This window comes from Chromobacterium alticapitis (genome assembly GCF_002924365.1).
Classification (GTDB): Bacteria; Pseudomonadota; Gammaproteobacteria; order Burkholderiales; family Chromobacteriaceae; genus Chromobacterium; species Chromobacterium alticapitis.
Genome location: NZ_PQWB01000062.1, coordinates 1 through 24,663, shown reverse-complemented (window position 1 = coordinate 24,663; position 24,663 = coordinate 1). Strand labels below are relative to the sequence as shown.

The 24,663-nt window shown below is 66.2% G+C and carries 26 protein-coding genes; 18 read left to right on the top strand and 8 right to left on the bottom strand.

Features of this window, described 5'->3' with window-relative positions:
* Positions 1 to 143 precede the first annotated feature (143 nt).
* Together C2I19_RS14315 and pssA are read right to left on the bottom strand one after the other, a co-directional pair.
* Positions 144 to 1,934: an ATP-binding protein gene (locus C2I19_RS14315; RefSeq protein ID WP_103903371.1), complete on the bottom strand. Its 1,791-nt coding sequence runs from the start codon at positions 1,932 to 1,934 to the stop codon at positions 144 to 146.
* A gap of 89 nt (positions 1,935 to 2,023) precedes the next feature.
* Positions 2,024 to 3,367 (bottom strand): CDP-diacylglycerol--serine O-phosphatidyltransferase, encoded by a 1,344-nt coding sequence (gene pssA, locus C2I19_RS14310; protein WP_103903370.1) that lies wholly within the window; start codon positions 3,365 to 3,367, stop codon positions 2,024 to 2,026.
* Between the two features lie 187 nt (positions 3,368 to 3,554).
* On the opposite strand from pssA, the gene C2I19_RS14305 reads away from it, so the two are divergent.
* Both C2I19_RS14305 and parE read left to right on the top strand, forming a co-directional pair.
* Entirely contained in the window at positions 3,555 to 4,079 is a 525-nt protein-coding gene (locus tag C2I19_RS14305; protein WP_199181191.1) for an RNA pyrophosphohydrolase, read from the top strand.
* A gap of 111 nt (positions 4,080 to 4,190) precedes the next feature.
* Positions 4,191 to 6,155: a DNA topoisomerase IV subunit B gene (gene parE, locus C2I19_RS14300; protein WP_103903368.1), complete on the top strand. Its 1,965-nt coding sequence runs from the start codon at positions 4,191 to 4,193 to the stop codon at positions 6,153 to 6,155.
* A gap of 58 nt (positions 6,156 to 6,213) precedes the next feature.
* Here parE and C2I19_RS14295 read toward each other — a convergent pair whose 3' ends face one another.
* Positions 6,214 to 6,927 carry a substrate-binding periplasmic protein gene (locus C2I19_RS14295; RefSeq protein ID WP_103903367.1) on the bottom strand — a complete coding sequence of 238 codons (714 nt, stop codon included), beginning with the start codon at positions 6,925 to 6,927 and terminating at the stop codon, positions 6,214 to 6,216.
* Between the two features lie 161 nt (positions 6,928 to 7,088).
* Between C2I19_RS14295 and C2I19_RS14290 the strand changes: the two genes are divergently transcribed.
* A complete protein-coding gene (locus C2I19_RS14290; RefSeq protein ID WP_233201208.1) occupies positions 7,089 to 7,508 on the top strand; it encodes a GNAT family N-acetyltransferase in 420 nt (139 codons plus the stop codon).
* A gap of 36 nt (positions 7,509 to 7,544) precedes the next feature.
* Here C2I19_RS14290 and C2I19_RS14285 read toward each other — a convergent pair whose 3' ends face one another.
* On the bottom strand, positions 7,545 to 8,141 hold the full coding sequence (locus C2I19_RS14285; RefSeq protein ID WP_233201207.1) for a short chain dehydrogenase: 597 nt from the start codon (positions 8,139 to 8,141) through the stop codon (positions 7,545 to 7,547).
* 29 nt (positions 8,142 to 8,170) lie between these two features.
* A complete protein-coding gene (locus C2I19_RS14280) occupies positions 8,171 to 8,767 on the bottom strand; it encodes a short chain dehydrogenase (protein WP_103903364.1) in 597 nt (198 codons plus the stop codon).
* A gap of 103 nt (positions 8,768 to 8,870) precedes the next feature.
* Here C2I19_RS14280 and C2I19_RS14275 point away from each other — a divergent pair, with 103 nt between their 5' ends.
* The 11 genes from C2I19_RS14275 (at position 8,871) to C2I19_RS14225 (ending at position 19,343) form a co-directional block, all read left to right on the top strand.
* A complete protein-coding gene (locus C2I19_RS14275) occupies positions 8,871 to 9,755 on the top strand; it encodes a LysR family transcriptional regulator (RefSeq protein ID WP_103903363.1) in 885 nt (294 codons plus the stop codon).
* A gap of 68 nt (positions 9,756 to 9,823) precedes the next feature.
* A complete protein-coding gene (locus C2I19_RS14270) occupies positions 9,824 to 10,381 on the top strand; it encodes a chromate transporter (RefSeq protein WP_103903362.1) in 558 nt (185 codons plus the stop codon).
* Positions 10,378 to 10,893, top strand: coding sequence for a chromate transporter (locus tag C2I19_RS14265; protein WP_199181190.1), 516 nt, complete (start codon positions 10,378 to 10,380; stop codon positions 10,891 to 10,893). Before C2I19_RS14270 ends, C2I19_RS14265 begins: the two co-directional genes overlap by 4 nt.
* 42 nt (positions 10,894 to 10,935) lie before the next feature.
* Entirely contained in the window at positions 10,936 to 11,787 is an 852-nt protein-coding gene (locus C2I19_RS14260; protein ID WP_103903361.1) for a transporter substrate-binding domain-containing protein, read from the top strand.
* 47 nt (positions 11,788 to 11,834) lie between these two features.
* On the top strand, positions 11,835 to 12,899 hold the full coding sequence (hemE, locus tag C2I19_RS14255) for a uroporphyrinogen decarboxylase (RefSeq protein WP_103903360.1): 1,065 nt from the start codon (positions 11,835 to 11,837) through the stop codon (positions 12,897 to 12,899).
* Positions 12,900 to 13,409: 510 nt separating this feature from the next.
* Positions 13,410 to 15,602: a primosomal protein N' gene (locus C2I19_RS14250; RefSeq protein WP_103903359.1), complete on the top strand. Its 2,193-nt coding sequence runs from the start codon at positions 13,410 to 13,412 to the stop codon at positions 15,600 to 15,602.
* Positions 15,603 to 15,607: 5 nt separating this feature from the next.
* Positions 15,608 to 17,005 (top strand): D-alanyl-D-alanine carboxypeptidase/D-alanyl-D-alanine endopeptidase, encoded by a 1,398-nt coding sequence (gene dacB, locus C2I19_RS14245; protein ID WP_103903358.1) that lies wholly within the window; start codon positions 15,608 to 15,610, stop codon positions 17,003 to 17,005.
* Between the two features lie 53 nt (positions 17,006 to 17,058).
* Positions 17,059 to 17,316, top strand: coding sequence for a glutaredoxin 3 (gene grxC, locus C2I19_RS14240; protein WP_103903357.1), 258 nt, complete (start codon positions 17,059 to 17,061; stop codon positions 17,314 to 17,316).
* Positions 17,317 to 17,425: 109 nt separating this feature from the next.
* Complete coding sequence (gene secB / locus C2I19_RS14235) at positions 17,426 to 17,878, top strand: protein-export chaperone SecB (RefSeq protein ID WP_103903356.1); 453 nt, start codon at positions 17,426 to 17,428, stop codon at positions 17,876 to 17,878.
* Between the two features lie 10 nt (positions 17,879 to 17,888).
* Entirely contained in the window at positions 17,889 to 18,329 is a 441-nt protein-coding gene (locus tag C2I19_RS14230; RefSeq protein WP_103903355.1) for an SH3 domain-containing protein, read from the top strand.
* Between the two features lie 9 nt (positions 18,330 to 18,338).
* Complete coding sequence (locus C2I19_RS14225; RefSeq protein ID WP_103903354.1) at positions 18,339 to 19,343, top strand: NAD(P)H-dependent glycerol-3-phosphate dehydrogenase; 1,005 nt, start codon at positions 18,339 to 18,341, stop codon at positions 19,341 to 19,343.
* Between the two features lie 60 nt (positions 19,344 to 19,403).
* Here the strand turns inward: C2I19_RS14225 and C2I19_RS14220 are convergent, their stop codons facing one another.
* The 3 genes from C2I19_RS14220 to C2I19_RS14210 are packed head-to-tail and all read right to left on the bottom strand — an operon-like array spanning position 19,404 to position 22,799.
* Positions 19,404 to 20,546: an alpha/beta hydrolase family protein gene (locus C2I19_RS14220; RefSeq protein ID WP_103903353.1), complete on the bottom strand. Its 1,143-nt coding sequence runs from the start codon at positions 20,544 to 20,546 to the stop codon at positions 19,404 to 19,406.
* 47 nt (positions 20,547 to 20,593) lie between these two features.
* Positions 20,594 to 21,790 (bottom strand): FAD-dependent monooxygenase, encoded by a 1,197-nt coding sequence (locus C2I19_RS14215; protein ID WP_103903372.1) that lies wholly within the window; start codon positions 21,788 to 21,790, stop codon positions 20,594 to 20,596.
* A 43-nt stretch (positions 21,791 to 21,833) separates the two neighbouring features.
* Positions 21,834 to 22,799 (bottom strand): LysR family transcriptional regulator, encoded by a 966-nt coding sequence (locus tag C2I19_RS14210; RefSeq protein WP_103903352.1) that lies wholly within the window; start codon positions 22,797 to 22,799, stop codon positions 21,834 to 21,836.
* A 93-nt stretch (positions 22,800 to 22,892) separates the two neighbouring features.
* On the opposite strand from C2I19_RS14210, the gene C2I19_RS22020 reads away from it, so the two are divergent.
* The 4 genes from C2I19_RS22020 to C2I19_RS14195 all read left to right on the top strand — a co-directional run bounded on the left by C2I19_RS22020 (position 22,893) and on the right by C2I19_RS14195 (position 24,393).
* Complete coding sequence (locus C2I19_RS22020) at positions 22,893 to 23,033, top strand: hypothetical protein (protein ID WP_158253714.1); 141 nt, start codon at positions 22,893 to 22,895, stop codon at positions 23,031 to 23,033.
* Complete coding sequence (locus tag C2I19_RS14200) at positions 23,030 to 23,344, top strand: ester cyclase (protein WP_199181189.1); 315 nt, start codon at positions 23,030 to 23,032, stop codon at positions 23,342 to 23,344. Before C2I19_RS22020 ends, C2I19_RS14200 begins: the two co-directional genes overlap by 4 nt.
* Positions 23,344 to 23,442 (top strand): ester cyclase, encoded by a 99-nt coding sequence (locus C2I19_RS22735; RefSeq protein ID WP_199181188.1) that lies wholly within the window; start codon positions 23,344 to 23,346, stop codon positions 23,440 to 23,442. The genes C2I19_RS14200 and C2I19_RS22735 overlap by 1 nt, the downstream gene beginning before the upstream one ends.
* Positions 23,443 to 23,532: 90 nt before the next feature.
* The gene (locus tag C2I19_RS14195) at positions 23,533 to 24,393 is read left to right on the top strand and encodes a DMT family transporter (protein WP_103903350.1); all 861 of its coding nucleotides are present in this window, start codon (positions 23,533 to 23,535) and stop codon (positions 24,391 to 24,393) included.
* Positions 24,394 to 24,663: the final 270 nt, after the last annotated feature.

Here is a 24,663-nt window from a genome sequence, read left to right as displayed (position 1 = left end):
CCAGCTCAAACGAGCTGGGCTTTGTGCATTGGCGCGCGCGAAGCGCCAAGCCGCCCTCCAACGAGCCCCGCCAGGATACCCTGCCGGGGCTTTGGCGTATGGCGCTCTGGCGAGGTAGGGTCGCTCCCGTTGTGTGAGCAGGCTCAGCCCGGATTGGCCGGAAACTTGATGATGAAGGCGGCGCCGTGCCCCGGCTCGCTTTCCAGCCGGATCTGCCCTTTCAGTATGACTTGCACGATGTTGTGGACCAGCGCCAGGCCCAGGCCTACGCCGCCTTGGCCCATGCGAGTGGTGAAGAACGGGTCGAACACTTTGCCGTGCAATTCCGGAATGATGCCCTTGCCGTCGTCGGCGTAGCGCAGCGTGATGTCGTTTTGCTCGCGCTGGATCTCTATATCGATATTGCCGCTGTTATTGCCGTCGAAGCCGTGGGTCAGCGTATTGGCGACCAGGTGAGAGATCAGCTGCTCCAGCGCGCTGGGATAGTTTTCTATGACCAGGTCCAACGGCGCTTGTATATTGACCTTGATGCGCGGGTGGTGCTCCGGCGGCAGCAAGGTTTGCAGCAGTTTGGCGATGATCTGTCCTGGTTTGAAGCTGCGTTTGGGTTGGTCTAGCTGGTCGACGGCGATCTGCTTGAAGCGGCCGATCAGATCGCCAGCCTGCTCGCTGTTTCTTTGCAGCAGCTCGCTGCTCTCCGCGCTTTTTTCCAGGAAGTCCTGCAAAGTCTTGCGCGATAGCTGCTTGTCCGCGTCCGCTCTGGCGATGGCTGCTACGTCGGCCTGGATCTGCGAGGAACACAGCAGAATATTGCCTATGGGCGTGTTTAGCTCATGCGCCATGCCGGCCACCATGCGCGCCAGCGCGGCTTGTTTTTCGGCGTTGCTGATCTGCTGCATGGCCTGCTTCAGCTCAGCCGTGCGTATGGCTACCCGCTCCTCCAGATGGCTGTTCAATAGCTGCAGCTCCTCTTCCGCCTGCTTGCGGCGGGTGATGTCGGAGTAGGTGCCTATCATGCGCAAGGGCTGGCCCTGCGCGTCCTGGCTGACCACCATGCCACGGCCCAGCAGCCAGATCCAGTTCTGTTCCTTCAGGAAGCGGTGTTCGATGACGAAAGAACCCTGAGGCTGGCGCAGATAGCTGGCCAGGTCCGCCAGCACCGTGGGCAGATCGTCAGGGTGGATACCGGTCTGCCACAGCTTGAAATCGCCGATCTCCGCGGGGCGAGAGAGGCCCAGCAACTGCTGGCAGCGATTGGAGAAGTAGATGTCGCCGCTGGCGAGGTTCCAGTCCCATACGCCGTCGCCGGCGCCTTCCAGGGCGAAGTGCCAGCGCTCTTCGCTTTCGCGCAGGGCCTGCAGGGCCTTGCGCTCGCCGGCGCGCAACAGTTCGAACTCGCGGCGCACGCGCTCCGCTTCGTCGGCGCGCAAGGCGGCGTCTTCCTGCGCCCGCGCCTTGTCGTTGTAGATCTGGCGCAGGTCCCGCTCCACCATGCTGCGGAATTGGGCCAGCAGTTGGCGGTAGGTGGCGGTGTAGCCGTTTTCCGTGCTGTCCAGTATGCAGATGGTGCCGAATACGTCATCGTTGGGCCAGATCAGCGGCATGCCCATATAGGAAATCATGCCGAGTTTTATATCGGGGTTATGGTCCCAGACGGGGTCGGTCAGCGCGTTGGGCACGGTTAGCTCGCGGCGGGTGCTCATCACCGTCTCGCAGTAGAGGCCGGTGCCGAGGTCGGCCATTTCGTCCTCTTCATACGGGTTGCCCGCGCTGTGGCTGGATAGGAAGACTTTGATCTGCGGCGCCTGCACCCGCATGATCAGCGCGGATGGAATGCTGACCAAGCGCGCCAGAAGGTCCAGCACCTGCTGCCATTTTTCCGAATAGTCGTGGCTGACCGCCAGATGGCGGGTTTCCACCCGAACTGCCTGCATGCTTCTCTCCGGTTGACGGGCCTACCCCATCGTTCAGCATAGCGCAGCGCGAATGAAGATACGCCCCGCGGTGCGGGGCGTCATGGCGGTTACAGCATCAGGTTCAGCATGCGGTCTATGCGCACGCGGCTGAGGCGGGTCAGCAGCTTCTTGATTTGCTCGGGATAGTGGCGCACGTCTTCCAGCTGCCGGTAATGCTCAAGGCAGGCGGTGTGGCGCAGAATATTGCCTTGCTCCGCCTCGCCTTGCGCCATCAGCTCGCCGTGAGGGTCGCGCAGCAGCAGCGCGTTTTCCAGGTCCAGGCGGAAGGCGCGCGGGTTCAGATTATTGCCCGTGAGCAGGATGTAGCGCGCGTCGCTCCAGATGCCTTTCAGGTGGTAGGTGTTGTCGCCGTCCTTCCACAGGTGGATGCGCAGCTGCTGGCGGGCAATGTAGTGGCGCTGCCGCTTGGCGAAGCGCCGCAGATTCATCTCATACAGATAGGGCAGGGCGCCTATCACGCGGAAGGGCTGTTCCGGCGGAATGTAGAAATCATTGGCGGTCTTGTCGCCGACCACGATGTCGATTTCCACGCCGCGACGCAAAGCGCGGTTGATTTCCAGCACCACCGAGCGAGGGAAGTTGAAATAGGGGGTGCAGATGAACAGCTTGTGCCGGGAGCTGGCGATCACGTCCAGTATCGCGCGGTTGAGCCGGTTGCCCTTGCCTATGCCGACGATGGGAGTGATGGCGAGCTGGTCCGCGGCGACCGCGGCCTCCTCGCTCAGCCGGTACTGGCTGTGCACCAGCTTGTCGCGGAACTGGCGGATTTCCTTGCGTATGCTGCGGGTGGCCGGGGCGGGCTTGTCCAGGCGGAAGACGGCCGGATCATTGAAGAATTGCTCGGCCATGAAATCCGCCATCGCGTCCGCCAGCGGCGCGCAGCGTACTATGTGGTAGCGGTCGAAGCGGTACTTGTCCAGCTTGTGCAGATAGACGTTGTTGAGGCTGGCGCCGCTGTAGAACACGGCGTCGTCGATGACGAAGCCCTTCAGATGCAGCACGCCGAACAGTTCGCGCGTCTGGACCGGCACGCCGTAGATCGGGATGTCCAGATCGCGGCGGGCGGCTTCTTCGCGGTACCAGCGCGCGTTGCAGTTCGATTGGTCTTCGCCTATGCGGCCGCGCTGGGCGCGGTGCCAGTCCACCATGATCCTGATGTCGAGTTGCGGCTGGCGTTGCTTGGCCTGGTACAGCGCGTCCAGCACCTCCTGCCCGGCTTCCTCGTTTTCCAGATACAGCGCGCATAGGTAGATGCGGCTGCTGGCCGAGGCGATCGCCTCCAGCAGGCGCAGCCGGAAATCGGCTGTTTGCAGCAGCGTGGAGAAATCCTCGGGCCTCAGCGGCAGCCAGGGCTGGCGGGACAGAGCGGGACGGTTGAGCAGAATTGCCATGAATGCGCAGTGAAATGACGTTCAATCGGCGCATCGTAGCATCGTTTGGTGGGTTTGGGGGAGTGCGAGGCGCGGCGGGTGACATCGGTCAAGCGGCCGCGGGCCGGCTGGCGTCGCTGGGGCGCGTGGCAAGGCGGGCCGAAATGTGCAAAAATTCCGGTAACGAGACGAATTGCAGGGTTATTCCATGCTGGACCGGGACGGATACCGCCCAAACGTCGGAATCATCCTCACCAACGCCAAGAACGAAGTGTTCTGGGGCAAGCGCGTGCGCGAGCATTCCTGGCAGTTCCCGCAAGGCGGCATCAAGCCGGGCGAAAGCCCGGAGGCCGCCATGTACCGCGAGCTGCTGGAGGAAGTGGGCTTGTTGCCCCAGCACGTGAAGATATTGGGGCGCACCCGCGACTGGATGCGCTACGAGGTGCCGACCAACTGGGTTCGCCGCGAATGGCGCGGCAGTTACAAGGGGCAGAAGCAGATCTGGTTTCTGCTCAGGCTGGTGGGGCGCGACAGCGACGTCTGTCTGCGCGCGTCCACGCATCCGGAGTTCGATGGCTGGCGCTGGAACGATTACTGGGCGCCGGTGGACGCGGTGATAGAGTTCAAGCGCGACGTCTACGACCGCGCGCTGTCCGAGCTGGCGCGCTTCCTGCGCGGCGTGGAGAGTCACGACGCCTATTTGGCGCGCACGTCCACCCAGAGCGAGCAGTGAGCGGCGCAAGGCCATGGCAGTACAGCGACGGCGGGCGATGCCCGCTGTCTTCATTTATGCCGCCCGCGCAGGGCGGCGTCGACGTGATGCGCCGACAGGGCAAGACCACATATGACTCAACAATACGATGAATCCTCGGTACGGGTGCTGAAGGGGCTGGAGCCGGTCAAAGAGCGGCCCGGCATGTATACCCGCACCACAGACCCCACTCATATCTGCCAGGAAGTGATAGACAACGCCGCCGACGAAGCGCTGGGCGGCTACGCGCGCAAGATCGCCGTCACCGTGCATCAGGACGGCTCGCTGACGGTGGAGGACGATGGCCGCGGCATTCCGGTGGGCCTGCATCCGCAAGAAGGCGTGCCGGTGGTGGAACTGGTGTTCACCCGGCTGCACGCCGGCGGCAAGTTCAACAAGAAGGATGGCGGCGCCTATGCCTTCTCCGGCGGCCTGCATGGCGTCGGCGTGTCGGTGACCAATGCGCTGTCCACCCGCCTGGAGGTGGAGGTGAAGCGCGAGGGTGGCGTGCACCGCCTGGTGTTCTCGGGCGGCGACGTGATCGAGCCCCTGGCCCGCATCGGCGACTGCGGCCCGCGCACCAGCGGCACCCGCGTGAGGGTGTGGCCGGATGGCAAATATTTTGAAAGCCCGCGTTATTCCATGCTGGAGCTGGAGCGCCTGCTGCGCGCCAAGGCGGTATTGCTGCCCGGCGTGGCGGTGACGCTGACGCTGGAAAAGCCCAGCGGCGACGAGGTGAAGGTGTGGCAGTACCCGGAAGGCCTGAAGAGCTATCTGGCGGAGCTGTGCGGCGACGACGAGCCGGTGGCGCCGCTGTTCGCCGGCGAAGCGTATATCGGAGACGACCACGAGCAATTCGCCAAGGGCGAGGGCGCGCAGTGGGCGATGGCCTGGTTCGAGGACGGCGCCAGCGGCGAGAGCTACGTCAACCTGATCCCCACCCCGGTGGGCGGCACCCACGAGGCCGGCTTGCGCGCCGGCGTGTTCGACGCGGTGAAGAGCTTTGTCGATCACCACAACCTGTTGCCGCGCGGCGTCAAGCTGATGGCCGAGGACGTGTGGAGCCGCGTGCGCTTCGTGCTGTCCGCCCGTGTGCTGGACCCGCAGTTCCAGGGCCAGACCAAGGATAAGCTGACCAGCCGCGACGCGCTGAAGCTGATTTCCGGCCTGGCGCGCGATCCGGTGGAGCTGTGGCTGAACCAGCACGTGGAAGCCGGCAAGAAGATCGCCGAGCTGGCCATCCGCCAGGCGCAGAGCCGCCTGAAGTCCGTCAAGAAGGTGGAGAAGAAGAAGGGCTCCGGCGTGGCGGTGCTGCCTGGCAAGCTCACCGACTGCGAGAGCGAGGACATCGAGCGCAACGAGCTGTTCCTGGTGGAAGGCGATTCCGCCGGCGGTTCGGCCAAGCTGGCGCGCGATAAGGAATACCAGGCCATCCTGCCCTTGCGCGGCAAGGTGCTGAACAGCTGGGAGACCGATAAGGACCAGTTGTTTTCCAACGCTGAAATCCACGATATCTCCGTGGCGATCGGCGTGGACCCACACGGCCCCAACGACGCGCCGGACCTGTCGGGCCAGCGTTACGGCAAGATCGCCATCCTGTCCGACGCCGACGTGGACGGTTCCCACATCCAGGTGTTGCTGCTGACGCTGTTCTTCCGCCATTTCCCGCGCCTGGTGGAGAACGGCAACATCTACATCGCCCAGCCGCCGCTGTTCCGCGTCGATGTGCCGGGCCAGGGCAAGACCCGTCCGCCGCGCAAGCTCTATGCGCTGGACGAGGGCGAGATGACCGCCATCCTGGACCGCCTGCGCAGCGAGGGCGTGCGCGAGAATGCCTGGAACATTTCCCGCTTCAAAGGCCTGGGCGAGATGAACCCGGAGCAACTGAAGGACACCACGATGAATCCGGACACCCGTCGCCTGGTCAAGGTGCAGGTGCGCCCCGGCATGCTCAAGGAAACGCTGGACATGTTCGTCATGCTGATGGGCAAGGGCGAGGCGTCCAGCCGCCGCGGCTGGATGGAGGCCAAGGGCAACGAGGTCGAAGCCGACATCTAAGCCCTGCGAGCGCTGATGCAAACCCGCCCGCCTGAGAAGGCCGGCGGGTTTTTCATGGCTAATCGTATTGCGACAGCAACTCCGCCACCACGCGCTTGCCCTCGGGTGAAACGCAAGCGGCGCGCAGCCGGGCTAGCGCGGCCGCGTCATGCGCCAGCGGGTGGGCGCGCGATACGTAGACCGCCATGGGCTTGTCGTCGACAGGCAGCTCCGCCCAGCGGTCGCCCGCTTCCGACACCTCGGCCAGCGCATGCTGGCAGCCGGGGCGCACGCACACCGTCGCCGCCAGGCGGCCGGCCCGCAGCATGCGCATGCCTTGCGGCATGTCCGGCAGCGGCTCAGCCCGCGCGCCGCAGCGGGCCAAGAAGGCGTCCAGCGAGTGCGAGCCGCGCAAGGTGCCGACAACTTTGCCTTTCAAGCCATTGGCGGCAAGCGCGGGGCCGCTTTGGCGGTAAAGCAGGGAGAGGCGGATGGATACCGGCTGGCACAGCTCCAGCGCGAATGCGTCGCGCTGCGGCAGAGCGGTCAGCAGGGACAAGGCGTTGCGGCCGCTCTTCAGGTCCTCCGCCACGCGCGCCAGCGGGCGGACTTCCATGCGCAAGGCCAGGCCGGCCTGTTTGGCCAGCCAGCGCAGATAGCGCGGCGCCAAGCCATCGCCGGTGGCCGGGTCTGCCCATGGCTCCACCGCCTGGCTATAGGCAGGGATAGGCTCGGCGTGGAGAAGGGGCGGGCCGCACAGCAGCGCCAGTACGCCCCACAACATCGGTCTCATCGCGGTTTTCCCGTGCTTGGCGGCTGATGCAGTATAGGCCTGGCGCAGGCGGCGTTTTGACGCTCAGGATGCCGTTCCGTTCTTGCGGGGCGGCTTGTGCTTTAGGTAAGGAGTTTGCAATGTCTATTACTGGCGCGCCATCGCGCGCGGATTTTTCCGAAATGCTTCGCGTATGGGAGCGTTCGGTACGCGCCACCCATCATTTCCTCGGTGAGGACGATATCGATGCCATCCGCCCCGAGGTGATCGCGGTGTTTGAATCCGCGGAGTCGATAGGCCTCGCCTTGCGGGTCTGTCGCGACGCGGAAGGCCGACCCATCGGATTTTCCGGCGCAGTGGCCGGCCGGCTGGAAATGCTGTTCATCGATCCCGGCCACGCCGGCCGCGGCCTGGGGCGAGCCTTGCTCGAGCAGGCCATCGTCGAGTCGGGCGTGCGGGAAACGGACGTCAACGAAGAGAATCCGGAGGCGCTGGCTTTCTACCGCCGCATGGGTTTCGAGGCGATCGGCCGCTCGGCGCTCGACAGCGCCGGCAGACCGTTTCCCTTGCTGCATCTGGAATTGCGGCAGCGCGCCCTCTGAGCCGCGAGGGCTGCTGCGGGAACGCTGTGTCCGGGCTTACCAGACCTTGAACACTTGCCCGGTTTCCACGCCCTCCACGCTGCGCTGATAGGCGCGGGCGACTCGGGTCGCCGGCACGGCTTCGAAACCCGGGAAGTAGCTTTGCAGCGGCTCCCATGATTCCTGCAGCACGCTTGGGCAAACCGCGTTGATGCGCAGTCCCGCGGCCAGCTCCACCGCCGCGCCGCGGGTGAAGCCCTCTATCGCGGCGTTGACGGCGCAGGCGTTGCTGCCGTGGCGCAACGGGATTTCATTGCCCATGCCGCTGGTCAAGGTAATGGAGCCGCCCGCATTGAGAAAATGCTGCCCTATCAGGGCCAGGTTCACCTGGCCCATCAATTTGCTGTCCAGGCCGATGCGGAACTGCTCGGTCGTCATCTCTGCCAGTGGACCCAAGTGCAGCAGCCCGGCGGCGCTGACGATGGCGTCGACATTGCCTGTGCGCTCGAATAGCGCCCGTATGCTGTCGGGCTGGCTCATGTCGACGCGCAGCTCCCCGCTGTCGCGGCCGGCGGCCAGGATGTGATGGCGGGACAGCGCTTGTCGCACCGCGCGTCCTATGGTGCCGTTCGCGCCCACTAGCAGTATTTTCATATGCGGTTTCTCCTCGGTCATGGCGCGGCTTACCACACGGTCAGCGTCTGGCCGTTGGCTATGCCTTCCACGCTGCGCACATAGGCCAGCGCCGCGCGGGCGGCGGGAATGGCCTCGAAGCCGGGGAAATAGGGGGCGAAACCTTCCCAGGATTCTTGCAGCACATTGGGGCTGACTACATTGATGCGCTGGCCGCGCGTCAACTCCAGGGCCGCGGCGGCGGCGAAGCCTTCCAGCGCGCGGTTCACCGCCGTGGCGTTGGCGCCGTGGCGGATGGGATGGGCGCTGACGATGCCGCTGGTCAGCGTGATGGAGCCGCCGTCGTTCAGATAGTGCTGGCCGGTCAGCGCCAGATCGATCTGGCCCAACAGCTTGTTTTCCAATCCGACGCGGAAGTCGGCCGCGCTCATCTCGGACAGCGGGCCGAAATGCAGATTGCCGGTGGCGCTGACGATGGCGTCCAGCCGTCCCGCTTGCTCGAACATCTTGCTTACGCTGGCGCTATCGGTGATGTCGACGCGCAGATCGCCGCTATGGCGTCCGGCGGTAAGGATCTGGTGGCGGGACAGGGCCTGGCGGATGGCGCGGCCAACGGTGCCGCTGGCGCCTACGAGCAGGATTTTCATGAAGTTCTCCATCTGGGGTTGCGATGGAGCGAGAGTGCAGGGATTGTCGGGAGAGATTAATCCCGTATCATGAACAGGATTGATAACCTGGGGTTTCTAATCAATGGATAGACTGCTCAGCATGGAGCTGTTCGTCGCCGTGGTGGAGTTGGGCAGCCTGACGGCGGCGGCTGAGGCGCATCGGCTGTCCCAGCCCATGGTGGGCAAGCACCTCGCCGCGCTGGAGGCGCGGCTGGGCGGCAAGTTGCTGGTGCGCACCACGCGCCGCCAGCAGCTGACCGAACTGGGTCAGCACTATTACCAGCGCTGCCGCGCCATCCTGGCGGATCTGGCCGCGGCCGAGGACGCGGCGGCGCTGCTCAGGGAGCAGCCGCGCGGCGTGCTGCGCGTCAATGCCTCGGTGACCTTCGGCACGCTGCGGCTGGCGCCCTTGCTGGCGGAGTTCATGGCGCGTTACCCGGAGATAGGGGTGGAGCTGGAGCTGTGCGACCAATTGGTGAACCTGGTGGCCGAAGGCTACGACGCGGTGTTCCGCATCGGCCATCTGGCCGATTCCGGCCTGGTGGCGCGCCGGCTTAAGCCGTACCGGATGATGATAGCCGCGTCGCCGGCGTATCTGGCGCGGCGCGGCAAGCCGGAGACGCCGGAACAACTGGCGGAGCATGATTGCCTGGGTTTCAGCCGCTGGCGGCGCGACGACGGCTGGGATGCGCTGGCCCGGCTGCACGCCGCGCACATCCCTTCCAGCCGCTTCCAGTGCAATCAGGGCCAGGCGCTGCGCCAGCTGGCGCTGGCCGGCGCGGGCATCGTCTTGCAGGCGGAAACGCTGCTGGCCGACGACGTGGCGGCGGGGCGGCTGGTGTCGCTGCTGGACGGCTATCTGCCGGAGGCCAAGCCCATGCACCTGCTCTTTCCGGCCGACCGTCAGCCCTTGCCCAAACTCAGAGTGTTCGTCGATTTCATCGTCGAGCGCCTGGGCGGGCTGTGAGTTTTATTGACCGGCCCTGTCAGAAATTCTCGTTTGTGCCGCCTGCCCGCGGCGAGTAGTGTCAAGACATGGATAGCGATCTGATCAAACCCAGCCGGCGCGAGTTGTTCGCCGGCTTCTTTTCTGTCGGCGTCACCGGTTTCGGCGGCGTGCTGCCGCAGGCCCACAATATGCTGGTGCAGCGGCGGCGCTGGTTGTCCGAGCAGGACTTCGCCGAGCAGCTGGGCCTGTGCCAGGTCTTGCCCGGGCCCAATATCGTCAATATGGCGGTGGCGATAGGCGGCCGCTTCCATGGGCCGTCCGGCGCGCTGGCCGCGATATGCGGCCTGCTGCTGGCGCCCATGGTCATCGTGTTGCTGCTGGCCTCGTTGTATGGCCGCTATCGCCAGCTGCCCCTGGTCGAGCACGTCATGCACGGCCTGGCCTCGGCGGCGGCGGGACTGCTGCTGGCCATGGCGCTGCGCCTGCTGTCCAAGCTGGAGCGGCGCTTGTGGTGCGCGCTGGTGCTGGCGGCGACCTTCGCCGCGATAGCCGTGTTCCGGCTGCCCTTGCTATGGGTATTGCTGGGCGCCGTCCCCCTGGCCATAGGCTTGGCCTGGCTGGCGCGAGATGGGGCGAAATCATGATCTTGCTGACGCTGTTATGGGAGTTTTGCGTGTTGTCGCTGATGGCGGTGGGCGGCGCCAATGTGGTGCTGCCGGAGCTGCAGCGCATCGTGGAGGCGCATGGCTGGCTGAGCGCGGCGCAGTTGGCCGAACTGTTCGCCATCGCCCAGGCCGCGCCGGGGCCCAATGTGCTGGTGGTCTGCCTGGTGGGCTGGCACGTGGCCGGCGTGGGGGGCGCGCTGATCAGCATGCTGGGCATCTGTCTGCCGTCTTCCCTGCTGAGCTTTCACGTGTCGCGCTGGTGGGCGCGCCATCGCGGCGGCGCCTTGACCAGCTTGCTGAGCCGCGCCCTGCTGCCGCTGACCGTGGGGCTGATCGCCGCCAGCGCCTGCCTGTTGCTGCAGGCGGCCAATCGCGATGGGGCGGGCTGGGCGCTCAGCGCCGTCGTGGCGCTGCTGGCCTGGCGGCGCAACTGGAACCCGCTATGGCTGCTGTTGCTGGGCGGCGCGGTTGGAGGCTTGGGCTGGTTGTAATCCGTTGCCATAATGCCTGTATGACAAGGGGGCGGCCGGATCATGAAAAAAGCGTGGTGCTTGTTGCTGTTGTGCGCGCTGTGCGGCTGGGCAGAGGCGCAGGGCGATGCGGTCGACATCCGCTACGCGCAGGTGTCGGGCGGCGAAGATCCGCATTGGCCCTATATCCAGGCGCTGTTGTTGTTGGCCTGCAGCGAGATGGGCCAGCGTTGCGCGCTGATTCCCGACCGCGACATGAACCAGGGACGGGCGATGGAGCAGATGACGCGCGGCGACGCCGGCGTCGATGTCTTCTGGGGCATGACCAGTCGCGAGCGCGAGCAGAAGCTGCTGACGGTGCGCATTCCGCTGGACAAGGGCCTGATAGGCTGGCGCGTGCCGCTGATCAATGCCGACCGGCCCCGCCTGTTCCTGGGCGTGAACAGCCTGCGGCAATTGGCCGCCTTCCGGGCGGGGCAAGGGATGGATTGGCCGGACACCCAGATTTTGCGCAGCGCCGGCTTGCCGGTCAGCACCAATCCGGACTACCTCAATTTGTTTTCCATGCTGCGCCAGCACCGCTACGACTACTTTCCGCGCAGCGTGATCGAGGTCAGGCAGGAGCTGGAGTCGCCCAATAGCCAGGGACTGATGCTGGAGCCGCATCTGTTGCTGCATTACCCCACGGCATTTTATTTCTTCGTCGCGCCGCGGCGGCCGGAACTGGCGAACATGCTGCGGCTCGGGCTGGAGAAGGGCCTGGCCGATGGCAGCTTCGAGCGGACCTTCCACGCCTTCAACGACGAGCACCTGCGCGGGCTCAACTTGTCCGGCCGCACCATCATCGAGCTGCCCAATCCGCTGCTGCCCGAGGCGACGCCGCTGTCGCGGCGCGAGCTGTGGTTTCATCCCTGATGGCGGGCTGGGTATAATGCCGGCTGACTTTCCACGCGTGTGCCGCCATGACCCAGCTGAAAAACGATACCTTCCTGCGGGCTCTGTTGAAGGAGCCGGTTGAATACACCCCGATCTGGATGATGCGCCAGGCCGGCCGCTACCTGCCGGAATACCGCGCCACTCGCGCCCGCGCCGGCAGTTTCATGGGACTGTGCACCAGCCCGGATTACGCCACCGAAGTGACGCTGCAGCCGCTGGACCGTTTCCCGCTGGACGCGGCCATTCTGTTCTCCGACATCCTGACCGTGCCGGACGCGATGGGCCTGGGCCTGTACTTCGCCGAGGGCGAGGGGCCTAAGTTCGAGCGTCCGCTGCGCGAAGAAGCCGCCATCCGCGCGCTGGTTCCGGCCGAGTTGGACAAGCTGCAGTATGTGTTCGACGCCGTCTCCAGCATCCGCAAGGCGCTGGACGGCCGCGTGCCGCTGATCGGCTTCTCCGGAAGCCCGTTCACCTTGGCCTGCTATATGGTGGAGGGCGGCGGTTCCGACGACTTCCGCCATGTGAAAGCCATGCTGTACAGCCGCCCGGAGCTGCTGCACCACATCCTGGAAATGAATACCCAGTCGGTGATCGCCTACCTGAACGCGCAGATAGCCGCCGGCGCCCAAGCGGTGCAGATCTTCGACACCTGGGGCGGCGCGCTCAGCCACGCGGCTTATCGCGAGTTCTCTCTGTCTTATATGCAGCGCATCGTCGCCGGCCTCAAGCGCGAAGCGGACGGGCGGCGCGTGCCGGTCATCGTGTTCACCAAGGGCGGCGGGCAGTGGCTGGAAGACATCGCCGCCATCGGCGCCGATTGCGTCGGCCTGGATTGGACCACCGACATCGGCCAGGCGCGCGCGCGCGTCGGCGACAAGGTGGCGCTGCAGGGCAACTTCGATCCCAACGCCCTGTTCGCCTCGCCGGAAGCCATCGAGCGCGAAGCGGGCCGCATCCTGGCCAGCTACGGCCAGGGCAGCGGCCACGTGTTCAACCTGGGCCACGGCATTTCGCAATTCGCCGATCCGGCGCACGCCGGCGCGCTGATCGAGGTCGTCCATCGCCTGTCGCGGCCGTATCACGGCGCCTGAGCCGCCGCGGCGCCGCGCGCCATCTTGGTGCGCGGCCCGTTTCCCGCGCGCGGGCCGTTTGGCCGGCGCGGCCAAAATTAAGCGAAAATACGGTTGTTTTTTTTAAGGTTTTATTAAATTATCCCTGCGCGAACGGTCTGAGGCCCGATTGCGCGGGCGGGGTATTCATGCCCGCCACGAGGCGGTCTGGGTGGGGCGTCTTGGTGGTTTTCTCGCATTGCGGCATGCGGGTTGACAGCGGCGGCGGCTGGTGTTTCGGAAGTTATGCACACTGCCTAGTCCCTGGCAAAAGGCTTGTCAAGCGCAGGGGGCAAAAAAATGCCATCAATTGCAAGCTATTGAAAAATAAAGAGTTTTACATTTGATTAATTTTTGTGCAATCCAGCGGAAACACTGATTTGGCGGCGTTTTGCCGTCCCACGCCGCGGTTGTTCACAAAGTTATCCACAAGAACTGTGCACAGTGCGCGCAAAGCCTTGTCGCAGCAGGGTTTGCCGGGAAAGAGCGAAAATGGGCGAGCGCAAACCGGTGCAGGTGGCGATAGATGTGCCGCTTGCCGGAACGTTCAGTTACCTGACTGAATCACCTGTCATGGCCGGCGCGCGCGTCAGCGTGTCCTTCGGCCCGAGGCGGCTATGTGGCGTGGTGGTCACGCCGATACCGGGGGTGGGTGTGGCCGGGTACGACGCCGCCAAGCTCAAATGCATCGAAATGGTGCTTGATGGCTTGCCGCCGCTGCCGGAGGAATTCCTGGCCCTGGCGCGCTTCGCGTCCGACTATTACCACTACCCGCTGGGCCAGACGCTGTTCACCGCGCTGCCCACCGGGCTGCGCGAGCCGCGCGATGTCCGGCGGCCGGACCGCCGTCCCTTCGCCCTGACCGAGGCCGGCTTGGCCGATGCGCCGCCGGCGCGGCAGAAGGCCAGGCTGGCGCTGTGGCAGGCGCTGCAGGATGGCCCGCTGACCCAGGCGCAGGCCAAGGAGGTGACGCCGCAGGCCGGCAAGCTGCTGGCGGACTGGCTGGCCGAGGGCAAGGCGGAGCGGGTGACGCCGGAGGCGACGCCCTTGCGGCTGGGCGAAGCGCCGGAACTGAACGACGAGCAGCAGACGGCCTTGACGGCGCTGCGGGCGAGCCAGGGCTTCCAGCCTTGGCTGTTGCATGGCGTGACCGGCAGCGGCAAGACCGAGGTCTATTTGCGCTTGATCGCCGAACAACTGGCCGCGCGCCGGCAGACCCTGGTGCTGGTGCCGGAAATCAATCTGACGCCGCAATTGATAGACCGCTTCGCCAAGCGCTTTCCCGCCAGCCGCATCGTGGTGCAGCACAGCAATCTGGCCGACGGCGAGCGCATGCACGGCTGGCTGGACGCCTGGCATGGCGAGGCCGACGTGGTGATAGGCACCCGGCTGTCGGTGTTCACTCCGCTGCCGCGGCTGGGCCTGATCGTGGTGGACGAGGAGCATGACGGCTCGTTCAAGCAGCAGGATGGCCTGCGCTATCATGCGCGCGATCTGGCGGTGTGGCGCGCGCGCCGCGCCGGCATCGCCATCGTGCTCGGCTCGGCCACGCCCAGCCTGGAGACGGTGGCCAATGTCGAGGCCGGCCGCTACCAGAAATTGGCGCTGACCCGGCGCGCCCACGGGGCGGCGCGGCTGCCGGATGTGCGCTTAGTGGATACCCGGCGCAAGAAGCTGGCGGAGGGTTTGTCCGAACCGGTGCTGGAAGCGCTGAAGGCCAGGCTCGCGCGCAAGGAAATGAGCCTGGTGTTCATCAACCGTCGCGGCTTCGCGCCGGTGGTGGCCTGCACCGCCTGCGGCTGGACCAGCGGCTGCCCGCACTGCTCGGCCAAGCTGGTGGTGCATCTGATGGAGCGCAAGCTGCGTTGCCATCATTGCGGCTGGGAGGAGCCGGTGCCGCGGGCCTGCCCGGATTGCGGCGACCCGGACATCAAGCCCTTGGGCGAAGGCACGCAGCGGCTGGAGTCCGCCTTGCAGCGGATGCTGCCGGAAGCGCGGGTGCTGCGCATAGACCGCGACACCACCAGCCGCAAGGACGCCTGGGACGAGATCTACCGCAAAGTGCATGGCGGCGAGGTGGACATCCTGGTGGGCACCCAGATGCTGGCCAAGGGCCATGACTTCGGCACCCTGTCGCTGGTGGCGGCGCTGGGCGCGGACGGCGGCCTGTATTCGGCCGATTTCCGCGCCTCGGAACGGCTGTTTTCGCAATTGATGCAGGTGGCGGGCCGCGCCGGCCGCGCCGACGCGCCGGGCGAGGTGCTGATCCAGACTCAATGGCCGGACCACCCCTTGTACCACGCGCTGGTGGCGCATGACTTCGACGGCTACGCCGCGGCGCTGTTGAGCGAGCGCCGCCAGGCCGGCTTCCCGCCGTCCACCTTCCAGGCGCTGCTGCGCGCGGACAGCCCGGAGCTGGCCCAGGCCACCGCCTTTCTGCGCCAGGCGCGCGAGGCGCTGGACGCTTTGGACCCGATGGCGCAGGGCGTGCTGATTTCCGGACCGGCGCCGGCCCTGATGGCGCGGCTCGCCCAGCGCGAGCGGGCGCAACTGGTGCTGGAGTCGCCGCAGCGCGGCGCGCTGCATCGCCTGCTCGACCAGCTGCCGCCGCTGCTGGACGGGCTAGCCAAATCCCACGGCCGCGCGCTGCGCTGGTCTCTGGATGTGGACCCGCAGGATTGGTGAGAACGATGACGATGACACAAGCATGGCTGGGGCTGCTGCTGGGCGGCTTGTGCGCCCAGGCCGGGGCATGGGACCTGCACGGCCTGAAACCGGAGGAGGTCGCCGTATGGGCGGCGCCGGTGGAGGGCGACGGTCCAGTGATCGCCCATAGGGCGGACGCGGCCATGAATCCGGCCTCGACCATGAAGCTGCTGACCGGCTGGGCGGCGCTGAACCGGCTGGGGCCGGACTACCGTTGGAAGACAAGCTTGCTGTCGGATGCGCCGGTGGAGGGCGACGCGCTGAAGGGCGATCTGTATTGGTTGGGCGGCGGCGATCCGCGCTTCGACAACGGCGATCTGCTGAGCCTGTTGCATAGCCTGCGGCTGCGCGGCATCCGCCGGCTGGAGGGCCGGCTGCTGCTGGACAAGCGCGCCTTCGCCGACATCGGCGGCGCCGACGACTTCGACGAGGACGCCGGCCGCGCCTTCGTGGTGGGGCCGGATGCCCATCTGGTGAATCTGAAAGTGGCCTGGTTGACCTTTTACCGCGACGGCCAGGGCGCGCGCGCGGCGCTGGACCCGCCGCTGTCGGGCGTGGCCTTGCAGTCTGACTTGAAGCCGGGCGCGGACGCGCCGTGCCCGGACGTTCGCCGCTTCGTCGCCATCGAGAGCGACGGCAGCCGGGTGAGCGTGTCCGGCAGCCTGCCGGCGGCCTGCGACGGCCAGCGCGCCTACGTCAATGTGCTGGATCACGACGCGTTCGCCGGCCAGGATTTCGCCGCCATGTGGCAGGCGCTGGGCGGCGAGGGACCGCTGCGGGTGGAGCGCGGCCGCGCCCCGGACGGCGCGCGCGAGCTGGCGGCCTGGCAATCGCAGCCCTTGCCGGCGGCGCTGGCCGACATCAACAAATACAGCAACAACACCATGGCGCGCACGCTGTTTCTGACCCTGGGACGCGAGGCGGCGGGCGAGGGCTCGCCGCGGGCGGCCGCCGGCGCGCTGCGCGACATGCTGAGCCAGCGCGGCATAGCGGATTTGTCGGCCTTGCAGCTGGAAAACGGCTCCGGCCTGTCGCGGCGCGAGCGCGTGACGGCGCGGCTATTGGGCGAGGTGCTGCTGGACGCCGCGCGCGGGCCGTACGCCAGCGAATTCATCGCCAGCCTGCCCATCGCGGCGACGGACGGCACCTTGAAGAAACGCTTCGCCGATCTCGGGCCGCGGCTGAGGATGAAAACGGGCACGCTGAACGACGTCAAGGCGCTGGCCGGCTACTGGCAGGCGGAGGACGGCCGGCGGCTGGCCATCGTCGCCATCGTCAACGGACCGCAGGCCAAGACGTCGGCCAAGGCGCTGGACGCGCTGGTGTCGGACCTGGTGCGGGACTACCGCGGCGGCGCGATGCGATCCAGCGCAAAGCCCTGAGCGGCGAACTCACGTTATAATCGTCGCAATCGATATTTTTTCAGGCAATGCACATGAAACCGGTAACGATGTACACCACCGCGGTCTGCCCCTATTGCGTCCGCGCCAAGCAGCTGCTGGCCAGCAAGGGCGTCAACGGCGTCAAGGAGATCCGCATCGATCTGGACCCGGCCGAACGCGACAAGATGATGGCGCTCACCGGCCGCCGCACCGTGCCGCAGATCTTCATCGGCGAGACCCATGTCGGCGGCTGCGACGACCTGATGGCGCTGAACCAGGCCGGCAAGCTGGACCCGCTGCTGGCCGATTGATCCGGCCGGCGTCAAGGCGGTTGGCCGTCGCCGGCTTTCATGCGATGATGCCCGCCGTCGTATCCACACAATTCAACTGTCATCCAGACGGTTTTTAGCGAGAAAGAACATGAGCGAACAACAAGAGCTGCAACCGGCGTTTTCCATCGAAAAGATCTACGTGAAGGACATGTCGCTGGAGGTGCCGAACGCGCCGCAGGTGTTCCTGGAACAAGCTCAGCCGGAAATCGACATGCAGCTGGCCAGCGGCGGCCAACAGCTGGACGACGGCTACTTCGAAGTGACCCTGACCGTCACCGTGACCGCCAAGCTGCCGGAAAAGACCCTGTTCCTGTGCGAAGTGGCCCAAGCCGGCATCTTCCAGATCCGCAACGTTCCGGCCGAAGACCTGGATCCCATCCTGGGCGTGGCTTGCCCGAACATCCTGTTCCCGTATGCCCGCGAAGTGGTGTCCAGCGTGGTGAACCGCGCCGGCTTCCCGCCGGTGCTGCTGGCCCCGATCAATTTCGAGGCCCTGTACATGCAGCAGCGCGCGCAGCAAGCCGAAGCCGGCAACGCCTGAGGCTGAACGCATGAAGCGCCTCGCACTCACGCTGCTCCTGGTTCTGGGCGCCGTTCAGGCGGCCCAGGCGCTGGAGTTCCGTTCGGTCAAGGAAACCGGCGTCGCGTTGTACGAGGCGCCCTCCCTGTCCGCCAAGAAACTGTTCGTCGTCAGCCGCTACTATCCGGTGGAAGTGCTGCAAAGCCAGAAGGAATGGGCGCGCGTGCGCGACGCCACCGGCGGCATCGCCTGGATTCCGTCCGCCGCCCTGTCCAAGCAGCGCTGGCTGCTGGTGACGTCGGCCCAGGCCGGCGTGCGCGACAAGGCCGGCGAAGACGGCAAGCTGCTGTTTTCCGTGCCCAAGGACGGCGTGCTGGAAATGCTGGAGCCGCCGCAGAACGGCTGGCTCAAGGTGCGCCATCGCGACGGCAGCGCCGGCTATGCCCGCATCACCGATTTCTGGGGTTTGTAAGGGCGAATCATGAAACTGGCCATTCTTGGCGCCGGCGCCTGGGGAACCGCGCTGGCGATCGCTTTCGCCCGCCACCACCAGGTGACGCTGTGGGCGCGCGACGCCGCCCAGATCGAACAGATGGCCGACGAGCGCCTCAATCGGCGTTATTTGCCGGATTGCCCGTTCCCGGACCTGCTGAAACTGTCCGCCAATCTGGCCGAGGCGGTGGAGGGGGCGGAGCTGTTGTTGATCGTCACGCCCATGTCCGGACTGCGGCCAACCCTCAAGGCGCTGACCGCGCTGAAGACGCCGCTGCCGCCTGTGTTATGGGCATGCAAGGGCTTCGAGGCCGGCTCCAGCCTGCTGCCGCATCAGGTGGTGGCGGAAGAGCTGCCGGCTGACCATGCCTGTGGCGTGCTGTCCGGCCCCAGCTTCGCCCGCGAAGTGGCGCAAGGCATGCCGGCCGCGGTCACCATCGCTTCCGACGATGCCGAGTTCGCCGCCCGCGTGGCGCGCGAGCTGCACAGCCCGCGGCTGCGCCTGTACGCCAACGACGACTTGGTGGGCGTGGAGGTGGGCGGCGCGGTCAAGAACGTCATGGCCATCGCCACCGGCGTGGCGGATGGCCTGCACTTCGGGCTCAACGCGCGCGCGGCGCTGATCACGCGCGGCCTGGCCGAAATCACCCGCCTGGCCATGGCGCTGGGCGCCAGCCAGCACACCATGATGGGCCTGTCCGGCATGGGGGACTTGATCCTGACCTGCACCGGCGAATTGTCGCGCAACCGGCAGGTGGGCCTGAAGCTGGCCGAAGGCAAGCCGCTGCCGCAGGTTTTGCAGGAGCTGGGCCATGTGGCGGAAGGCGTGGCTACCGCGCGCGAGGTGCTGACCATGGCCGAGCGGCTGCAGGTGGATATGCCGATCACCGCCGCGGTGTGCGGCCTGCTGTACCAGGGCAATGACCCGGCGCAGGTGGTGGACGGCCTGTTGAACCGTTCGCCCAAATCCGAGTCCGGCGCCGCGCTGGACTGAGGCCGTCCTGATTTTAAAAAAGCCGCGTTGCTGAGCAGCGCGGCTTTTTTCATGGGCGGATCAGGGCCGCCACACCACGTCGCGGTCCACCGCGTACAGCGCGCAGGGTTGATCGTTGCCGCGGCGGCAGAAGTCCAGCGCGCGGTTCATCGCATCCGGGCCGTAGGCATAGCCCCAGCGGCCATTGAGGGACACGGAGAAGGCGCGCGGCAAGGGGCCGCGCAGGAAGGCGCCGTAGCCATTTTGCCGCGTTCCCTGGTTGATGTAGGGTACGCGAGCCTTGTCCTGCAGGTTGGCGTAGCCGCTGGGGGGCGGCCGGCGCACGGTGCCGGGCTGGGTGAAGCCTAACTTGGCCAAATAGGCGTCGACTTGCGGCATCCAGATGTCCGTGCCCTCGCCGTACAGCTTGTGGCCGTCGTCGCCGAAGGGCGGCAGCAGGCGGAAGTCCAGCTTGCCGCCGGCGTCGCGATAGGCCTTGGCCCAGGCCTGGGAATAAGCCGGGCCGAAGAAGTTGTCGTTGCGGGCGTACAGCCACAGCATGGGCATGCGGGCGTGCTGGCCGAACTCGGCGTAGGCCCGGCGCAATTGTTCTGGATCGCACGGCGCGCCGCCGCGGCTTTGCGGATTGCCGCCGTGGCCGCCGGAGAAGTTGATGGCCGTCACCACGCCGGGTGGATTGTGAGCGGCGGCGGCGACGACGCCCATGCCGCCCACAGATACGCCCATCAGCACGATGCGGCGCGGATCGACATCGGGCAATTTGCGGCCATAGTCCAGCGCGGACTGGATCTCGTTGATCTGCGGGGCCAGCGCGGCGCGATAGCTGGGGCGTTGGCAAGAGCCGATGTTTTCTGGATCGAGGCGGGCGGCGCTGTCGCCATAGCCTATGCGCGTCGGGACCAGCACCACGAAGCCTTTGCGCACGAAATAGCGCGCGGCGGTTTCCGCGCGCTGGCGCGGGGTCTTGGCTCGCTCCTCCTGGCTGGGCGCGCGGCCATGGCTGATCAGCGCCAGCGGGTGCGGGCCGGGCTGGTTGGGACGGTACAAGGTCAGCGTCATGGCCTGGCGGCTGCCGTCTGGCAGCGTCACCGGCAATTGGATGACTTTTTCGCCGAGGTCGGCGGCCAGCTTGTCCGCGGCGTGGACGGCCGCGGCGCTGCAGGCCAGAAGCGCCGCAAGGGCGGTGAGACGGGAAGGATTCATCAGGGCGGCACCGTTATGCGTGGGCGCGGCGCCGCCCGGCGGGGGGCTTAGCCGCGCGTGAAGGGCGTGGATATACCAAGCGCGTATCGTATCACGCCGCGCTTGAGCGGACCCGCCTTGTCGGCCAGCCTGAGGCCCAGCCCGCGCAGCGCCCTCAGCGGCGGCGCTTCGTTGGAAAAACCGTAGCAGAACGCATCCATGCCGCTTTGCATCGCCAGATTGGCCGGCTTGCGCGCGCGCGGGTAGCGCGCCAGGATGCGCTCGCTGGCCCAGTCCTCGCCCTTGGCTTGGGCGGCCAGCAGGACGTCAGCCAGCGCGGCGGCGTCCTGGAAGCCCAGGTTGACGCCTTGTCCGGCCAGCGGGTGTATGGTGTGGGCGGCGTCGCCGACCAGCGCCGCGCCCTCGCGGACGTAACGCTGGGCATGGCGGCGGGTCAGGCCGAAGCTGCCGCGGGCGACCAATTGTCGGATGCCGGGCAGCCGGCGCGGGAAAGTCTGGCTGACAGCCGCGATCAGCTCTTCGTCGGACAGCGCGAGCAGCCGCCTCACTTCTTCCGGCCGGTGATACCAGACCAGGGAGGCGGCGTCGCCAGTCAGCGGCAGGAAGGCCAGCGGGCCGTTGGGAGTGAATTGCTGCCAGGTGATGTCCTGCTGCGCGCCATCCACGCGGCAGGCCAGCACCAGCGCGTGCATGGGGTAGTCCCAACTGGTCACGCCTATGCCGGCCGCCTCGCGCACCTGGGAGCGCGCGCCGTCGGCGGCGATCAGCAGCCTGGCCTGCAGTTGGCTGCCGTCGGCCAGCGTCAGCTGAGAGGCTTGCGGCCGGTAGACGATGTCGGACACCGCCGCCGGGCAGCGGTAGTCGATATCGCCCTTGTCGAGCAGGGCCTGGGTGGCGGCCAGCTGGACCACGCGGTTCTCCACGATGTGGCCCAGCTCCGGCGCGCCGGCCTCCTCGGCGGTGAACAGGGTGCCGGCAGTTTCGTCGCGTTCCCACACCTGCATGCGGCGGTAGGGCGCCGCGCGCATCGCCAGTATCTTTTCCCAGGCGCCTATGCCGTCCAGAAAGCCGGCGGAGGCCGGGCTGATCGCCGACACCCTCAGATCGGGCGGCTGCTCAGCCGAAAACGGCATCGGCGCTTCGCGCTCCAGCACAGAGATCGACAGGCCGTGGCCGCTCAGCGCGGCGGCCAGCGCGCTGCCCACCATGCCGCCGCCGACGATGACGATGTCGCGATGTTCCATGAAATCTCCCGGATGCGCCGGGCGGGCGCCCGGCTCTGGCGCGTCATTCTGACGACAAGGGCGGCAGCGCGCCTTGGCCTGGATCAATCTCGCTTTTCAGCAACTCGCGCAGCCGCGGCACTACATGCTGGATGAAAGCCTGGTATTTGCGGGGCAGCGGGTGGCGGTAGGGATAGACCAGGAACACCGGCCAGTAGTCATGGCTCCAGCCCGGCAGCACCGGCACCAGCTGGCCGTTGGCCAGGTATTGCCGCACGCAATAATAAGGCAGCAGGGCGATGCCGCTGCCGGCGATGGCGGCGGACAGCAGGGGGCCGTACTGGTGGCTGCTGAGCACCGGACGCACCGGGATGCGCTTTTGCAGGCCCTGGCTTTCCAGCCGCCATTCGGGCGCGTCGCCCTGCTGCGGGTGGCTGGTGTCGAGCAGGATGCGGTGATGGCTCAAGTCCTCCGGCTCCTGGAGCGGCGGAAGCTTGGCCAGATAATCCGGCGAGGCGAAGGCCCATTCGCGGACATAGCCCAGCGGCTTGGCCACAAGGGCGTCATCGCTGACGTAGCGCGTGCGGACGCAGAAATCCAGCCCTTCCGCCACCGGGTCCTGCAGCCGGTTCTCCACCTGCAGCTTCAGTTGCAGCCCAGGGTGTTTCAAGGCCAGCTCCGCGAGCAGCGGCGCGATCAGATGCTGGGCGAAGGAGGTGCCGCAACTGATCACCAGCGGCCCGCTGACCTCGTTTTCCGCCTCGTTGATGTCGATGCGGACACGCTCCAGCAGGCTGCGCAGCTTGTCCGCGTGAGCGGCCAATTGCTGGCCGGTTTCGGTCAGCGCCACGCGTCTGGTATTGCGCAAGACCAGCACGGTGCCGAGGTCCTTTTCCAGCGCCTTGACCAGCTGGCTGACCCGGCTCTTGGTGCATTCCAGCTCTTCGGCGGCGGCGGTGAAACTGCCGCAGCGCACCAGGGCGTCGAAGGCGAGCAAGGCCTGGGCGTCGGGTAAGTGGTTTGTTCTCATTTCTTGAACAGTGTGTCAGCCGGCTACCGGTTTTTCAATGACTTTGTTCTGTTTAGGATGATGGCATTGCAAGGTCTGGCGAAGGAGAGCGAAATGATGAACAAAATTCAGAGGGCATTAGCGGCTTGGGGCTGCGCCTGGTGGCAGGGCATGCGCGCGCATGCTCGGCAGGCCTGTCGCGACGAGGCGGAGGCGCTGGCGCGGATACGCAGCCGAGCGGAGGGCGCGCGATGAGCAGCGAAGAGACCCGCACGGTGGTGTTGGGCTTTCTGAACGAAGTGCGTTCCGGCCGCAATCCGGACGCGGCAGCGGACTACATGGCGACCAGCGTGGCCGCGCATCAGCTGGAGTCGGAACGTCCGCGCACGCTGGCGCGCAGCCCGGCCAACTACGCCGATCACGTGCGCGAATTCCAGCGGCTGTTCGGCGATTTCGAACTGCGCATAGACGAGCTGCTAATAGACGGCGACCGTGCCTATGCGCGCTGGACGCAGTTTGGCCATCACCCGAGGTGGACGGCTACCCGCCCAGCGGCGTGCCCGTAGTGCTGATAGACAGCGCCTGTTACCGGGTGGAGGACGGCAAGATAGTCGAATACTGGATACAAGCAGACCGGCAGGGGCTGGAGCGGCAATTGGCTTGAGGCGGCGTTCGACAGCCGTCATCTGAATCTGAAACAATGTCTCCTTCATGAGGGCCGCGCAGACGGCCCTGCCATCGCATTGGAGACGCCTTGCCTTACCTCGCCCTGACGCTGGCCATGTTTCTGTGGTCCAGCGCCTTCATCGTGCTCAAATACGTATTCGAATACTATTCGCCGCTCGCCGTGCTGTTCGCGCGCATGGCGGTGGCCACGCTATGCCTGCTGCCCTTGGCCATGGGCGGCCGCATCCGCTGGCATTACCGCAAGGGCGACTGGCCCTGGCTGCTGGCCATGGGCCTGGCCGAGCCTTGCCTGTATTTCCTGTTCGAGGCCAATGCGCTGACCTTGACCAGCGCCTCGCAGGCCGGCGTGATCACCGCCACCCTGCCGATGCTGATGGCCGTGGGCGCCAGCCTGTTCCTGCATGAGCGCCAGCCGCGCCAAGTATGGCTGGGCATCGCGCTGTCCTTCGCCGGCGTGATCTGGATGAGCATGGACAGCCCCGGCCCCGGCGCGCCCAATCCGCCGCTGGGCAACGCGCTGGAGTTCTGCGCCATGATCTGCGCCTGCGGCTATGTGCTGATCGCCAAGCGGCTGTCGGCGCGCTACTCGCCCCTGGCCATCACCGGCATCCAGGCGGTGGCCGGCAGCGTCTGGTTCGGCCTGGCCATGCTCACGCCGTGGGGCGTCTGGCCAAGCAAGCTCTATCTGCTGCCCAGCCTGTGGGTGCTCTACTTGGGCGCCGTCATCACGCTGGGCGCTTACGGTCTCTACACCTGGGCCGTGTCGCGCATCCCGGTGGCCAAGGCCGGCGCCTTCAACAACCTGATACCCGTCTTCACCGTTTTCCTGGCCTGGCTGCTGCTGGGGGAACGCTTCGAGGCCTGGCAAGCCGCCGCCGGCGCCCTGGTGGCCGGCGGGGTGTGGCTGAGCCAGCGGCGGGCGGGGTGAGAGCGGGGAGTTTTGATGAGTAAGGTCAGACTAGGCGGCAGCGCGCCCTGACGAAGGGCGCGCTTTTTTTATTTACGCGGCTCATTTTTGTTGAATTTAAATATTTGTTTTTATTGGAGTTTTAAATTTAAAAGCAAAAAAGAATAAAATATTTTCGGATTTGGCTAAACTTTCTCCGAATTCCCCAGATAAGACTCCCCGAACACGACATACATTCGAGGAGCAGGGCATGGTTGCGGTAGTCACAAGCGCGGGTCTGGGGGTGCGGAA